This window comes from Ureibacillus sp. MALMAid1270 (genome assembly GCF_049202975.1).
Classification (GTDB): Bacteria; Bacillota; Bacilli; order Bacillales_A; family Planococcaceae; genus Ureibacillus.
The window spans coordinates 1-15525 of record NZ_JBMIRP010000060.1; the positions used below are offsets into that span (position 1 = coordinate 1).

General features: G+C 36.2%; 12 protein-coding genes, 1 rRNA gene and 1 other annotated feature. Of the genes, 8 read left to right on the top strand and 5 right to left on the bottom strand.

Features of this window, described 5'->3' with window-relative positions:
* Positions 1 to 22: 22 nt before the first annotated feature.
* The 4 genes from rrf (at position 23) to asnB (ending at position 6256) form a co-directional block, all read left to right on the top strand.
* Positions 23 to 138: ribosomal RNA gene (gene rrf / locus ACOQFO_RS07865) — 5S ribosomal RNA — on the top strand.
* Positions 139 to 1198: 1060 nt separating this feature from the next.
* Positions 1199 to 2665, top strand: a complete 1467-nt coding sequence (guaB, locus tag ACOQFO_RS07870; protein ID WP_421689140.1) for an IMP dehydrogenase — start codon at positions 1199 to 1201, stop codon at positions 2663 to 2665.
* A gap of 313 nt (positions 2666 to 2978) precedes the next feature.
* Positions 2979 to 4286 carry a D-alanyl-D-alanine carboxypeptidase family protein gene (locus ACOQFO_RS07875; protein WP_421689185.1) on the top strand — a complete coding sequence of 436 codons (1308 nt, stop codon included), beginning with the start codon at positions 2979 to 2981 and terminating at the stop codon, positions 4284 to 4286.
* 134 nt (positions 4287 to 4420) lie between these two features.
* The gene (asnB, locus tag ACOQFO_RS07880; protein WP_421689141.1) at positions 4421 to 6256 is read left to right on the top strand and encodes an asparagine synthase (glutamine-hydrolyzing); all 1836 of its coding nucleotides are present in this window, start codon (positions 4421 to 4423) and stop codon (positions 6254 to 6256) included.
* Positions 6257 to 6345: 89 nt separating this feature from the next.
* Here asnB and ACOQFO_RS07885 read toward each other — a convergent pair whose 3' ends face one another.
* The gene (locus ACOQFO_RS07885; RefSeq protein ID WP_421689142.1) at positions 6346 to 7752 is read right to left on the bottom strand and encodes a PLP-dependent aminotransferase family protein; all 1407 of its coding nucleotides are present in this window, start codon (positions 7750 to 7752) and stop codon (positions 6346 to 6348) included.
* A gap of 176 nt (positions 7753 to 7928) precedes the next feature.
* Positions 7929 to 8148: a binding site (T-box leader), on the top strand.
* A 68-nt stretch (positions 8149 to 8216) separates the two neighbouring features.
* Here ACOQFO_RS07885 and serS point away from each other — a divergent pair.
* On the top strand, positions 8217 to 9503 hold the full coding sequence (gene serS, locus ACOQFO_RS07890) for a serine--tRNA ligase (RefSeq protein ID WP_421689143.1): 1287 nt from the start codon (positions 8217 to 8219) through the stop codon (positions 9501 to 9503).
* A 26-nt stretch (positions 9504 to 9529) separates the two neighbouring features.
* On the opposite strand, the gene ACOQFO_RS07895 is transcribed toward serS, so the two are convergent.
* The 3 genes from ACOQFO_RS07895 to ACOQFO_RS07905 all read right to left on the bottom strand — a co-directional run bounded on the left by ACOQFO_RS07895 (position 9530) and on the right by ACOQFO_RS07905 (position 11671).
* The gene (locus ACOQFO_RS07895; RefSeq protein ID WP_421689186.1) at positions 9530 to 9817 is read right to left on the bottom strand and encodes a TM2 domain-containing protein; all 288 of its coding nucleotides are present in this window, start codon (positions 9815 to 9817) and stop codon (positions 9530 to 9532) included.
* Between the two features lie 217 nt (positions 9818 to 10034).
* Positions 10035 to 10217: a double zinc ribbon domain-containing protein gene (locus ACOQFO_RS07900; RefSeq protein ID WP_421689144.1), complete on the bottom strand. Its 183-nt coding sequence runs from the start codon at positions 10215 to 10217 to the stop codon at positions 10035 to 10037.
* A gap of 140 nt (positions 10218 to 10357) precedes the next feature.
* Positions 10358 to 11671, bottom strand: a complete 1314-nt coding sequence (locus ACOQFO_RS07905; protein WP_421689145.1) for a short-chain fatty acid transporter — start codon at positions 11669 to 11671, stop codon at positions 10358 to 10360.
* Positions 11672 to 11879: 208 nt separating this feature from the next.
* Here ACOQFO_RS07905 and ACOQFO_RS07910 point away from each other — a divergent pair, with 208 nt between their 5' ends.
* The 3 genes from ACOQFO_RS07910 to ACOQFO_RS07920 all read left to right on the top strand — a co-directional run bounded on the left by ACOQFO_RS07910 (position 11880) and on the right by ACOQFO_RS07920 (position 14483).
* A complete protein-coding gene (locus tag ACOQFO_RS07910; RefSeq protein ID WP_421689146.1) occupies positions 11880 to 12590 on the top strand; it encodes a CoA transferase subunit A in 711 nt (236 codons plus the stop codon).
* Positions 12591 to 12595: 5 nt separating this feature from the next.
* A complete protein-coding gene (locus ACOQFO_RS07915; RefSeq protein WP_421689147.1) occupies positions 12596 to 13246 on the top strand; it encodes a CoA transferase subunit B in 651 nt (216 codons plus the stop codon).
* 79 nt (positions 13247 to 13325) lie between these two features.
* Complete coding sequence (locus tag ACOQFO_RS07920) at positions 13326 to 14483, top strand: aminotransferase A (protein WP_421689148.1); 1158 nt, start codon at positions 13326 to 13328, stop codon at positions 14481 to 14483.
* 450 nt (positions 14484 to 14933) lie between these two features.
* Here the strand turns inward: ACOQFO_RS07920 and tadA are convergent, their stop codons facing one another.
* Positions 14934 to 15446 (bottom strand): tRNA adenosine(34) deaminase TadA, encoded by a 513-nt coding sequence (gene tadA, locus ACOQFO_RS07925; protein ID WP_421689149.1) that lies wholly within the window; start codon positions 15444 to 15446, stop codon positions 14934 to 14936.
* Positions 15447 to 15525: the final 79 nt, after the last annotated feature.

Consider the following 15525-nt stretch of genomic DNA (forward strand, 5'->3'; position numbering starts at 1 on the left):
AGCCAGTACATCCATGTACAAGTGAAGTGATAATGGCAAAGAGGTCACACCCGTTCCCATACCGAACACGGAAGTTAAGCTCTTTAGCGCCGATGGTAGTTGGGGGCTTCCCCCTGTGAGAGTAGGACGTCGCTTCGCAAATGACACCGCTGATAATCAGTGGTGTTTTTTTATGCCCAACTACCATGGAAACCGAAGGTTCGGCGCGTATAAAGAAATAAAATTAAAATACAAAGAAAAATATATATATAAATGATTCGAGAAGTGGGAGGACCAAGGAGTTCAAGGAACCAAGGAGTGAGGAGCGGAATGTACTATGTACATGAGCACCGCAACGACACAGGTGACGCAGAAATCCGCCGGTCATCGCGCTTCGAGCTTAGCGACGAGGGAAGTTGGGGGCACCCCTGTGAGAGTAGGACGTCGCTTCGCAAATGACACCGCTGATAACCAGTGGTGTTTTTTTATACCCAACAACCATGGAAACCGAAGGTTCGGCGCGTATAAAGAAATAAAATTAAAATACAAAGAAAAATACATATATAAATGATTCGAGAAGTGGGAGGACCAAGGAGTTCAAGGAACCAAGGAGTGAGGAGCGGAATGTACTATGTACATGAGCACCGCAACGACGCAGGTGACGCAGAAATCCGCCGGTCATCGCGCTTCGAGCTTAGCGACGAGGGAAGTTGGGGGCACCCCTGTGAGAGTAGGACGTCGCTTCGCAAATGATACCGCTGATAACCAGTGGTGTTTTTTTATGCCCAACTACCATGGAAACCGAAGTTCGGAGCATTTTTGAAAAAGAGATAATAGAAAAGCAAAATTTAAAATAAGTAATTTTCATACAACCACCAAAATCGTATAAGAAAATTAAATCTGAATTTTTCGTCACAAATTTAATGGTACTCTCTTTATAATTTGTTATGAATATAGAGTAAAAATGATCCTCCAATCAAAATAACTCAAATCTACAATCCAGCAATAAAAACACATAGATAAAATAATCTTACTCATAATTAGTACTAGAAAAAAGCTTTCAAAGTATTGTTTATTGCAGTAAAGAGAATAATTTAAAGGATAAATATATTATAATATTCCGAATTATTTTTCTTTTTTAATAACCTTGACACTTTTTTTACATGTTGTTAACCTTACTATTAATATTTATTTAAAGATCTAGGGAGGCATTAAGAAAATGTGGGAAACTAAATTTGCCAAAGAAGGTTTAACTTTTGATGATGTATTATTAATACCTGCACATTCAGAGGTACTACCGAAAGAAATAGATTTATCGGTTCAATTAACACCTAAAATTAAACTTAATATTCCGATTGTCAGTGCTGGTATGGATACAGTAACAGAGTCAAAAATGGCAATAGCTATCGCACGTCAGGGCGGAATTGGCATTATTCATAAAAATATGTCAATCGAAGAGCAAGCTGAAGAAGTTGAAAAAGTAAAACGTTCTGAAAGTGGTGTAATTACAGATCCATTTTTCTTAACGCCTTCTCATCAAGTGTATGATGCAGAACATTTAATGGGTAAATACCGCATCTCAGGTGTTCCTATCGTTAATAATTCAGAAGAACAAAAACTAGTTGGTATTATTACAAACCGTGATATGCGTTTTATCTCAGATTACTCATTAAAAATTGATGACGTTATGACAAAAGAAAACTTAATTACTGCTCCTGTTGGAACAACTTTAGAAGAAGCAGAAAAATTACTTCAAAAATATAAAATTGAAAAATTACCTATCGTTGATGCAGATGGTAAATTAACTGGTTTAATTACAATCAAAGACATTGAAAAAGTAATTGAATTCCCTAATGCCGCAAAAGATAGCGTAGGTCGCTTATTAGTAGGTGCTGCAGTAGGAGTTTCAAAAGACACAATGCCTCGTGTAGCTAAATTAGTAGAAGCTCAAGTCGATATTATTGTAATTGATACAGCTCATGGACATTCACAAGGTGTACTTGATACTGTAAGAAAAATTCGCGAAGCTTATCCAAATCTAGAAATTATTGCAGGAAATGTAGCAACTGGTGAAGGAGCACGTGCTTTATTCGAAGCTGGTGCAGATGTAGTTAAAGTTGGTATCGGACCTGGTTCAATTTGTACAACTCGTGTTGTTGCAGGTGTTGGTGTACCACAAATTACTGCAGTTTATGATTGTGCAACAGTTGCACGCGAATTAGGAAAGTCAATTATTGCCGATGGTGGTATTAAATACTCTGGTGATATTGTAAAAGCACTTGCTGCAGGTGGACATGTTGTAATGCTTGGTTCTTTACTTGCTGGTACTACTGAATCACCTGGTGAAACTGAAATCTTCCAAGGCCGTCGCTTTAAAGTATATCGTGGTATGGGTTCACTTGCTGCGATGGAAAAAGGTTCAAAAGACCGTTACTTCCAAGAAGACGCAAAAAAATTAGTTCCAGAAGGTATCGAAGGTCGTCTTCCTTACAAAGGTCCTTTAGCAGATACAATTCACCAACTAATTGGTGGTATCCGTGCTGGTATGGGTTACTGTGGAGCTCCAAACCTAGAATATTTAAGAGATAACTCACAATTTGTTCGTATGACAGGTGCAGGTCTTCGTGAATCTCATCCACATGATGTACAAATTACAAAAGAAGCTCCAAACTATTCATTACAATAAAAATGATTCGATCATCAACAAGATTTCATCATCTACTGATGGTTTAGTTGAATCAATCAAAGTGTTAATGTCCGTAATCTTTCACCTATTTTCTAATCATGAGGTATTAGTTTTACAGACATTCACACCGAATAATTAAATATGGAACTTTAGCACTCTTTTATCGTCTATATATGATAATAAAAGAGTGCTTTTTTCTATTATTTCCCCAAACATATATAGTGAAAACTATGATAGAATTGCGGATATAAGAATAAAAAATTGTGGAGGTATATTTGTGAATAAGACAGTAAGGAAAACATCTTGGTTTAACATGTTATTAATTCCGATTCTGTTACTTAGCTTTTTTATTTCAACACCAATAAATGCGAGTGCAGAAACAGATTTAGGTTTAAACGTAGACGCAGCAATTTTAATTGATGCAGATACAGGTAAGATTTTATATGAACAAAATGCGGATGCTGCTTTAGGTATCGCGAGTATGACAAAAATGATGACAGAGTATATTCTTTTGGATGCGATTGATGCAGGAACAATTACTTGGGATCAAGAATATCGAGTAACAGACTATACATATAAAATGTCACAAAATCGTGCATTAAGTAATGTACCTCTAAGAGCAGATGGTACATATACAATCCGAGAATTATATGAAGCAATGGCAATTTATTCTGCTAATGCTGCAACTGTAGGAATTGCAGAAACGATTGCAGGAACTGAAACAGAGTTCCTAAAATTAATGAATAAAAAAGCAGAAGAACTTGGTTTAGAAAATTATAAATTTGTTAACTCAACAGGTTTAAATAACGCAGATCTTAATGGTATGCAACCTGCTGGTACAGGCCCTGAAGATGAAAACGTTATGTCTGCAACAGATGTTGCGAAACTAGCATATCATCTATTAAAAGACCATCCAGAAGTATTAGAAACTTCTAGTATTCCAAAGAAGACTTTCCGTGAAGGTACTGAAGATGCAATTGAGATGGAAAACTGGAACTGGATGTTACCAGGTTTAGTGTTTGAATATGAAGGTGTAGATGGTTTAAAAACAGGTACAACAAATTTCGCTGGTTCATGTTTTACAGGTACTGCTGAACGTAATGGAACACGTCTAATTGCGGTTGTAATGAATGCAGTGAATGAATATGGTATTGACCCTGTTAAAAAAGCTCGCTTTGATGCAGCAAAACAACTATTTGATTATGGTTTTGGACAATTCTCGAAACAAGAAATTGTACCAGCTAACTATGTATTCGAAGAGCAAAAATCAATTCCAGTTACAAAAGGGAAAGAAGACCAAGTTTCTATCGGTGTAAAAGATCCAATTTCAATTGTAGTAAAGTCGAGTGAAAAGGATTTGTATAAACCTAAGCTCATTCTTGAGACAGAAACCTTAGAAGCTGCAGTAGAAGAAGGTACTGTTGTTGGAAAAGTAGTAATTGAACGTACAGAAGGCACGGATTACGGTTATATTGATGGGAAAGACTTCTCAGCTGATGTCGTAACAACTGAACCAGTTGAGCGTGCTGGTTGGTTCTCATTATTCTTCCAAGCAATTGGTAATTTCTTCGCAAGTATTTGGAATGGTATAACTAGTTTTGTTATGGGATTCTTCTCATAATTTAAAACCAGGCGATTATTAAAGTGTATAAGGAAAACACACAGCTTTTAAAAAAGTTGTGTGTTTTTTTTCTTGGACAAAATATCGAATCACTAGTATCTCCATATTTTAAAATGAAAAGGAGAGTGATTTTCATGTGTGGAATTACAGGGTGGGTTCATTTTAAGGAGCTATTAATTGGGAAAGAAGACATTATAAAAGCAATGACAAAAACTTTATCGAAGCGTGGCCCTGATGATGAAAATATATTCACCAGTCATCATGCATTACTTGGCCATAGACGATTAGCAGTCATTGATCTCGAGGGTGGCAAACAGCCAATGACAAAAGCAAAAGAATCCTCGAACTATACAATAACTTATAATGGTGAATTATATAACACGGATGAAATACGAGATGAATTAAAAAGAAGAGGTTATATATTTACAACCCACTCTGATACAGAAGTTTTATTAACTGCTTTTATTGAGTGGGGGGAACAATGCGTAGATTATTTAAATGGTATCTACGCGTTTGGTGTTTGGGATGATAAAAAGGAAACTTTAACATTATTCCGTGATCGTCTAGGTGTAAAACCTTTATTTTATTCTGAGTTTGCGGGTGGATTACTATTTAGCTCTGAAATAAAAGCCATTTTAGCACACCCAGAAATAAGTCCAATCATTGGTTATGAAGGTCTTGCTGAAGTATTAGGTTTAGGACCATCAAGAACCCCTTCAAATGGTGTTTTTAAAGGTATTAGTGAATTAAGACCAGGGCATGGTTTACAATACTCACGTAATGGCTTAAAAATATGGCGATATTGGAATGTTGAAAGTAAAGAACATAAAGAATCATTAGATGAAACAGTAGAGCATGTTCGTGAGCTTGTTATAGATGCTGTTGAAAGACAGCTTGTATCAGATGTACCTTTATGTACTTTCCTTTCAGGTGGGCTTGATTCAAGTATTATTACTGCTATTGCAGCTAAAAAATATGAAAAAGAGGGAAGACAGCTCCATACTTACTCTATAGACTATGAAGATAATGAAAAATTCTTCGCAGCAAATGATTTTCAAGTTTCTACAGATGCATATTGGATTAATAAAATGACTGAAACCTTCAATACAACTCATACCTCATCTGTTATCCCCCAACAAAAATTGATAGATTATTTAACTGCCGCTGTTACTGTACGTGATTTACCAGGTATGGCAGATGTGGATTCCTCACTACTTTGGTTCTGTGAGCAGATTAAACAAGACTACACTGTCGCTTTATCCGGTGAATGTGCAGATGAAATCTTTGGAGGATACCCATGGTTTAGATCACCTCATACTAGTGGATTCCCTTGGATTCGATCTTTAGATGAACGAAACAACTTCTTACAAGATAAATGGCAAAAGAAACTTGCTATTAAAGACTATGTGTATAGTAAATATGAACAAACAGCAAATGAAACACCAAAACTAGATGGTGAAAATGTAGAAGATGCAAAAAGAAGAGAGCTATTTTATTTAAATATGAACTGGTTCATGAATACACTACTAGAAAGAAAAGATAGAATGAGTATGGGAGCTAGTCTTGAAGTGCGTGTACCATTTGCCGATCATCGAATAGTAGAATATGCATGGAATATTCCGTGGGAAATGAAACGAGTAGGAGATCAAGAAAAAGGAATTCTAAGAAAAGCAATGGAAGGGATTCTACCAGACGAAGTGCTATATCGAAAAAAGAATCCATATCCTAAAACGTACCACCCAGCCTATACAGATGGTGTTCAAAAATGGTTAATAGAATTACTAAAAGATAAAAATTCAATTCTCCACGAACTGTTTGATAAGAAGCAGTTACAAAACTTAGTTGAATCAAAAGGGGAATCTTTCAAGGTACCATGGTTTGGACAGTTAATGACTGGCCCACAACTATTAGCTTACTTAGCACAAATTCATGTATGGTTTGATCATAATAAAATTCGTCTAGTTGATTAGAAAAAGGGTTATCTTGAGAGCAAAACTTTCAAGATAACCCTTTCTACATATATAAAATTTGGGAGATGATTACATCACATTTTCCTCATCTAATTTACTCTCTTAACACCCCAAATGCTCATTAATTTATGAATGGCATTTTCTATGCCATCAAAATTAAGTCCGCCAAATCCAAGTAAAAATTGAGGCACATTATACTCAATTGGAGAAATCATATAATCTGATATCGGATAAACGCCTATTCCATGGTTCGAAGCTTTTTCCTTAAGTTGTTGCTCGCTAAGATCATGAGGAACAGATAAGACGATATTCATCCCAGCATATTCACCTGATATGGATAAAGTAGGATAATGACGTTCGATTACTTCCGTCATATGTTCATGCTTTTTCTTATATAATTTACGCATTCGATTTAAATGTTTTGCGAAATGTCCATCTTTCATAAAGTTGGCGAGTATATGTTGGTCAAATCTTGGAACAGTAGATGTATAGTATGTAAAAGTATTATGATAGGTTGATAATAATGATTTAGGTAAAACAAAATAAGCAACACGTAATGAAGGCATTAAGGATTTTGTAAAGGTACTCATATAAATGACTTTATCATTGTTATCTAAGCCTTGAAGAGATGGTATTGGTTTACCTAAATAGCGAAATTCAGAATCATAATCGTCTTCGATAATAAACCGATCTGAATGTTGCGCAGCCCAGTTTAATAATTGAGATCGTCGTGTTGCTGAAAGAACAGCTCCAGTAGGGAATTGATGTGATGGTGTAACATATACGACATTAGCTGTTGTTTGTTCCAAATCACTAATTCTTATTCCTTCTTCATCAACTTGAATTGGGAATACTGTTCGACCAGTATGCTTAATAATTCGATTGACTGTTTTATACCCAGGATTCTCGATTGCAAATTCATTTGAATTTAAAAGGCGAATAATCATAGGTAAAAGTTGTTCTGTTCCCGAGCCAATCACAATTTGTTCAGGACTACATACTACACCACGGGATTGATATAGGTATTTTGCAATTTCTACTCGCAATTCATATTCACCTTGAGGGTGACCAGTTAACAGTAGATCTTTATTATGTTCATCTATTAAAAGTTTTGCATACTTTCTCCATGTGGTAAAAGGGAATCCATCTAAATCAATTGTCCCAGGGTTAAAATCAATTTCGAACGATTGCTTAATAACAAGTGGAACTGGTTCTAAATTTGTTTCATTTTCCACATATGGTAAGTCGTCAATTGTTTCTACAAAATAGCCAACTCGTGGTACAGAAATTATATAACCTTCTGCAAGCAATTGAGCATAAGCAATTTCAATCGTTGTTTGGCTAATATTTAAAAAATCAGCCAGTTTACGTTTAGAGGGGAGTTTCGTTCCTACCTCAATTCTTTTGGAAATAATGGCATTTTTAATACCTACATATAATTGTTCATATAACGGTTTATCTGAATTTCTTTCAAGTTCAAAAATTAGCATGTCCATTCATATCACCCTATCTGACCTTTTAAAAGTTGTAAAAATTAAGTGAATAAAGTGGTCAATTATTATTATACTAAATGTAAAGTAATTGTTAACTTTATTTCTAGAAGTATTTTAATGCAAACATCCCTTGCAAAAAAAAATCGCATATAGTAAAGTATGGTTACAATGTATGATAGTTGAATTCGATGATAGGAAGTAGTAACAAGGAACGTTTTTTTTTAGAGAGTCAGCGGTTGGTGGAAGCTGATAAAAGCACTTGTGAATCCGTCCTTGAGATGCCTTGCTGAAATGTTTAGTAAGCATGAGCCGGTTGAAAAGCCGTTATTTGATAAGTGGATTAGATGTCTTTTTGTCTAGTCAATTAGGGTGGCAACGCGGGTAGCTCTCGTCCCTTTTTGGGATGGGGGCTTTTTTATGTTCATTTTTGCAAGGATCGAAAAACTATAAAAATTGGAGGAATCAAAATGTTAGATATTAAACGCGTACGTGACAATTATGGAGAAGTAAAAAAAATCCTACTTACACGTAATGAAGATCTAGGAAACATTGATGAGTTTGAAGTGTTAGATGCAAAACGTCGTGAGCTAATTGCAAAAACAGAAGTTTTAAAAGCAGAAAGAAATAAAGTTTCTGAACAAATTTCAATCATGAAACGAAACAAAGAAAATGCAGATGAAGTGATCGCACGTATGCGTGAAGTTGGAGATGAAATTAAACAACTTGATGCGGAGTTACATGAAGTTGAAGAAAAATTCGAGTATATGATGATGCGTTTACCAAACCTTCCTCATGAGTCAGTTCCAGTTGGTACGACGGAAGATGATAACGTAGAAGTTTTAAAATGGGGAGAACTACCAAACTTTAATTTTGAAGCAAAACCACACTGGGATTTAGCGACAGATTTACAAATTGTTGATTTTGAACGTGCTGGAAAAGTAACTGGTAGCCGTTTTGTATTCTACCGTGGTTTAGGTGCTCGTCTAGAACGTGCTTTAATGAGCTTCATGATGGATTTACATGCAGAAGAGCATGGTTATGAAGAAATGCTACCACCAGTTATCGTAAATCGTGATAGCTTAACTGGTACTGGTCAATTACCGAAATTCGAGGAAGATGTATTTAAATTAGCAGATACAGATTACTTTATGATTCCAACAGCAGAAGTACCTGTAACAAACTTCTTCCGTGACGAAATATTAGATGTGGAAATTCTTCCAAAAGGATTTGCTGCATACAGTGCTTGTTTCCGTTCAGAAGCAGGTTCAGCTGGTCGTGATACGCGCGGTCTTATTCGCCAACATCAATTCAATAAAGTTGAATTAGTTCGATTCACAAAACCAGAAGAATCTTACGATGAATTAGAAAAATTAACAGGTCATGCTGAAAAAGTTCTTCAATTATTAGGCTTACCTTACCGTAAATTATTAATGTGTACTGCAGATCTTGGCTTCACTGCAGCGAAAAAATACGATTTAGAAGTATGGATGCCAACTCAAAACATGTACCGTGAAATTTCTTCTTGTTCAAACTTTGAAGATTTTCAAGCGCGTCGTGCAAATATTCGTTTCCGTCGTGAGCAAGGGGCAAAACCTGAATATGTACACACATTAAACGGTTCTGGTCTTGCAATTGGACGTACAGTTGCTGCCATCTTAGAAAATTATCAACAAGAAGATGGTTCAGTTGTTATTCCTGAAGTATTACGTCCTTATATGGGTGGAAAAGAAGTTATCGCTACCCCAACAAAATAAAAATCAAGGAGCTTTGGCACTTAGCCTTAGCTCCTTTCTTCATTATTAATGTGATATTGATGATTATCTACATATTCCTTTAATCTCACTTGATGTTTTAGTTGGAAATTATAATCGTTTGAAGCTAAGTATGCGACACCTTCAATAAAACCTATTATGGCTGGGATATAAGTCCAACAAAATAACAAATAAAGAATGCCAGAGCCCGTTTTACCTAGATAAAATTTGTGAATGCCAAAGCCTCCAAGAAAAATTCCTAGTAAGCCTGCAACAATTTTATTTTTAAATGGCCAAAATGGCTGAATCCCATTCATCTTTCCATACTGCGTTGGAGGATGTGAATAGATTGGTTGTGCATATTTGGGTGTGTGTGCAATGTCATTTTGAATAACTGGTTGTCGTGTACCTTGTTGTGTAATGGCAAACTTCTCACCACAATATTTACATTTTGCCGCATTAGGATTTCGTGGTGCGCCACATTGTGGACATTTGTTCTGATTCATCTGAAGATCTCCTCCAACATACAAAGAATTAAGGATTGTTTTGTGCTACTTGTTTTCCACATTGATTACAAAAACGGTCTATCGAATCTAGTTCATTTCCACATTCACAATTTTGTTTTGCAATTTTTGTCCCACATGTAGAACAGAAGTTTGAGTCTTCCTCATTTAATGAACCGCATGAATGAAATACGATATGAACGTCTGATTTCACTCCGCAAAAGTTACAAAACTTACTAGTAGCTAATAATCTTTAATACTTTTGTAAAAACATCAAATAATTGTTAATTAAAAATGAAATGAGCCTACGTAAATAGACGTAGGCTCGTATTATTAACACTATTACATTTTGTTTTAGAAGAATAAGAAACCAATACTGATGATGATTCCGGTAAAAATTAGAACAAACAAACAGAATCCCATAATATCCTTTGCTCTTAATCCAGCAATTGCAAGAGCTGGAAGTGCCCAGAATGGTTGAATCATATTCGTCCAAGCATCACCCCATGCGATAGCCATCGCTGTTTTAGCATAGTCAGCGCCAATAGCTTGAGCTGCTTCGATCATTACAGGCGCTTGTACAGTCCATTGACCTCCACCTGAAGGAACAAAGAAGTTTACTAACCCAGCTGAGTAGAATGTAAATAAGTAGAAAGTGAAATCATTTGATATGGCAATAAACCATTTTGAAAAGACTACTGCTAAACCTGATGCTGTCATCATGCCCATAATACCTGCATAAAACGGGAATTGGAATACAATTCCGCCTGTTGTTTTAATTGCATTTTGTACAGCAGCTAAGAAACGTTGTGGCGTGCCGTGAAGGATAATACCTGAAATAATAAAGATTGTGTTTACAATATTTAAATCTAAAGCAAAGCCTTTTGTTGCAAAATGATAAACCAAATAAGTCACACCTATAAGACCAATTAAAACTGTTAATACATAACTTCTTTCTGACCAGGAAGCAAATGTTCTTTCAGCAGGAGGAAATTTTTGCTCTTCCTCGACTAAAAGTTTTGGATCTACTTCAACCACATCTTGTTCTTTAGGCATCATGAATCGGTTAAAGAATGGTAAAGTAATACCAATTACGATAACTATAAATAAGTTATATGGAGTGAAAATTGTAGAAGTTGTTGGAATTACACCCACCAAGTCTTCGTAAAAATGACCACTTGTTGCAATCGTTAATGGAATTGAACCTGCTAAACCACCATGCCAAACAATAAAACCTGAGTAGGCACTAGCGATTAATAATCGATAATCTACCTTTTTCACATGACGTGCAATTTCCTTTGCAAATAGTGCACCAATTACTAAACCAAAGCCCCAGTTAATCCAACTAGCAAGTAAAGATACAAATGTAACTACAATAATAGCGGTACTTGGCCTTTTTAATTTACTTGCAGAAGAAGATAGTAACTTTTTAAAGACAGGACTATTTGCTAAAACATGCCCAGCAGCTAGTACAACAACCATTTGCATAGTAAAGCCTAATATCCCCCAAAATCCATTACCCCAATGAACAACCATATCTAATGGTGTGGATGGAGTTAAAACGACACCTAGAAATAAAACTAGTACGGTTAAGATTGCAACAAAGATATAAGGATCTGGTAAGTATTTTTCCATAATTGTATTCGCGACTTTAGTTAAAAACTTCATCTCTTCATTTCCCCCTTCTCAAATTTTTGGTATTACTTTTTGATGAATAATATGTTTGGTAAGAAAGTTTTATATCTTTGACAGAAAAAAATTAAGAGAGTCATAAGTAAAAAGGGATTCTTGTCCTATTTCGAGAAATAGAATCATATATTGATATGAATGTGTAAATTTACTAGTAGATAATTTTTATTCATAATGGGGGATTAGAATGAAGGGTAAAGTATGGGATTCATTTGAACAGGCTGTAGCAGATATACATGATGGAGCTACTTTAATAGTTGGTGGATTTGGATTATGTGGTATTCCTGAAAAAAGTATTGAAGCATTAAGAAATCAGGGGACAAAAAACTTAACGATTGTGAGTAACAACTGTGGAGTAGATGATTGGGGTCTTGGTCTACTTCTAGCAAATAAACAAATTAAAAAAATGGTTGCTTCATATGTAGGTGAAAATAAAATCTTTGAACAACAATTTCTAAGTGGGGAGTTAGAGGTTGAGCTAACACCTCAAGGAACTTTAGCAGAGCGTATTCGTGCAGGTGGAACAGGTATTCCTGGTTTCTACACTGCAACAGGGGTAGGAACTCCAATTGCAGAAGGAAAAGAAGTGAAAGTCTTCGATGGAAGAGAATATTTACTAGAAAGAGCCATTGTTGGTGATTTTGCTTTAGTAAAGGCGTGGAAAGCAGACAAATTAGGTAATCTAGTATTCCGTAAAACATCTCGAAACTTTAACCCGATTGCTGCGATGGCAGGGAAAATTACGATTGCGGAAGTTGAAGAGATTGTAGAAGTTGGAGAACTTGATCCAGACGAAATTCATACACCAAGTGTTTTTGTACAACGTGTTATACTCGGTCAAAATTACGAAAAACGAATAGAGCGATTAACTGTTCAAAAAGTTGGGGAAGGGGCGTAATTCCAATGGATGTAAGAAGAAGAATTGTTCAAAGAGCAGTAAAAGAGATTGAAGACGGCATGAACGTAAACCTAGGGATTGGTATGCCAACTCTTGTAGCCAATGAAATTCCTGCAGACTTTAATGTGTTACTACAATCTGAAAATGGGATGCTTGGAATTGGACCTTATCCAACTGAAGATGAAGTGGACGCGGATCTTATCAATGCCGGGAAAGAGACAGTAACGATCGTACCAGGTGGATCATTTTTTGATAGTGCAGAATCCTTCGCTATGATTCGTGGTGGACATATTGATTTAGCTATTCTCGGAGCTATGGAAGTGTCTGAAACAGGAGATTTGGCTAACTGGATGATTCCTGGAAAGATGATAAAGGGTATGGGTGGTGCCATGGACCTTGTGACAGGTGCTAAACGTGTTGTAGTCATTATGGAACACGTAAACAAACATGGGGAATCTAAAATTAAGAAAACATGTACATTGCCATTAACAGGTAAAGGTGTTGTACATCGACTCATTACAGAATTAGCTGTGTTTGACTTTACTAATGAGGGAATGGTGTTAATTGAAACAGCACCAGGAGTAACCGTTGAAGAAGTACAAGAAAAAACAGAAGGTTCATTTACAATTGCAGAATCACTTCTTTCCAATAAATAAATTTTACTTAGAATGTACTGAAAGTTTCTTCATTGTTTTATAATATTGAAATATAAAACGTTGAAGGGGAACAACAACTGTGGAACATCTTATTTATCAAAACTTAAAAAAACAAGAAATTTCAGGAATCCGAAAATTTACAAGTATGCTTGTAGATTATCCAAATGCAATCAATCTTTCAATTGGACAACCGGATTTTCCAACTCCTGATCATGTGAAAGAAAGTGCTAAAAGTGCAATTGATCAAAATTTCACTTCTTATACACCAAACGCTGGTCTTTTAGAATTGCGAAAAGCAATTGCCCAATTTAATGAGGAGAAATACGGGTTAAAGTATAATCCGGAAAACGAAGTGGTTGTGACACATGGGGCTTCTGGGGCTATTATGGCTGTATTACGTACGATTTTATCTGAAGGCTGTGAAGTAATCATCCCAGCACCTGTATACCCTGGCTATGTTCCAATCATTGAAATGTTCGGCGGGGTTCCTGTTTATGTAGATACTACATCAACAGATTTTGTATTAACGGCTGAATTAATAGAAAAATATATTACGGAACAAACAAGAGCAATCTTCCTATGTTCCCCTGCAAATCCAGTAGGGACAATTATCGAGGAAAGTCAGTTAAAAGAAATAGCAACCTTATTAAAAGATAAAGAGATCTTTATCGTTTCTGATGAAATTTATAGTGAATTAATTTTTGATAAAAAACATCATTCCATCGCTAGTTTTGAAGGTATGCGTGAGAAAACGATCGTTGTTAACGGCGTATCTAAATCTCACTCCATGACAGGTTGGCGAATTGGATATACACTAGCCCCTGCCTATATTTCAAAGGAAATTACAAAAGTAATTGCCTATTTCTTAAGCTGTGAATCTAGTATTAGCCAATATGCAGCGTTGGAAGCATTATCAGTTGGTAAAGACGATCCGATTGAGATGAAAAATGAATATAAAAAGAGACGTGATTTAGTTTATAATCGTTTAGTATCCATGGGGATTGATGTTGTGAAGCCAGAAGGTGCATTTTATATCTTCCCATCGATTAAACATACAAATATGAAGTCATTTGATTTTTGTGTTCGTTTATTAGAAGAACAAGAAGTCGCTACGGTTCCAGGTAGTGCATTTTCTAGTTACGGAGAAGGCTATATCCGCATTTCTTATGCGCAGCCACTAGATAAATTAGAAGAAGCCATGAATCGTTTAGAGAAGTTTATGGAGCAGTTTAAGTAAGAGTTTAGAAATTGCGGGGACGTGCACGTAAATTTTAACTCGCACATAAACAAGTGGGAGCCGCACGTAAAGGCGCGAAACCCGCACATAACGGGAACAAACTCGCACATAAACGTGAGAAATTCGCACATAAATTGCAACTCGCACATAAACATGCGAGAGCCGCACATAAAGTCGCGAAACCCGCACATAACGGGAACAAACTCGCACATAAACGTGAGAAACCCGCACATAAATTACAACTCGCACATAAACAAGTGGGAGCCGCACGTAAAGTCGCGAAACCCGCACATAACGGGATCAAACCCGCACATAAACGTGAGAAACCCGCACATAAATTGCAAATCGCACATAAACAAGTGGGAGCCGCACATAACCCGGCAAAACCCGCACATAACGCTTTAACCACAAAAAACATAAAAGACAGGTTCAAAAATATGAACCTGTCTTTTACTCTTCATTTTTATTTCTTAGTGCTAATTTCTTTGCTTTATTACGTTCACGTAATGCGCGGAAGAAATCGCTCAGCATTTGCCCACATTCTTCAGCAAGAACTCCTTCTGTAACCTCACATTCATGGTTAAAACGGGAGTCATTTAACATGTTATATAGGGAATGGACACAACCTGCTTTTATATCCCTTGCTCCATATACCACTCGTGGTATGCGGGATTGTAAAATGGCACCAGCACACATAGGACAAGGCTCAAGGGTAACATAGAGAGTTGTTTCCTCTAGTCGCCAGCTCCCAATAACTTTACACGCATCCTGAATCGCCATTAGTTCTGCATGGGTTATGGCATTTTGGGAAGTCTCCCGTAAATTGTGAGCTCTAGCGATGATTTCATCATTGTAGACAATAACCGCTCCGATTGGTACCTCACCAATTGCTTCTGCTTTTTTCGCTTCATCAATGGCTGCAAGCATAAACTGATGATCTTTTTCTAAAAATTCCACAAACATCTCTCCTTGGTTGATAGTGTATCATAGGAGATTGAAAATATTGAATTACATCATCTTGTTGAATGGAAGTTTCCATAGC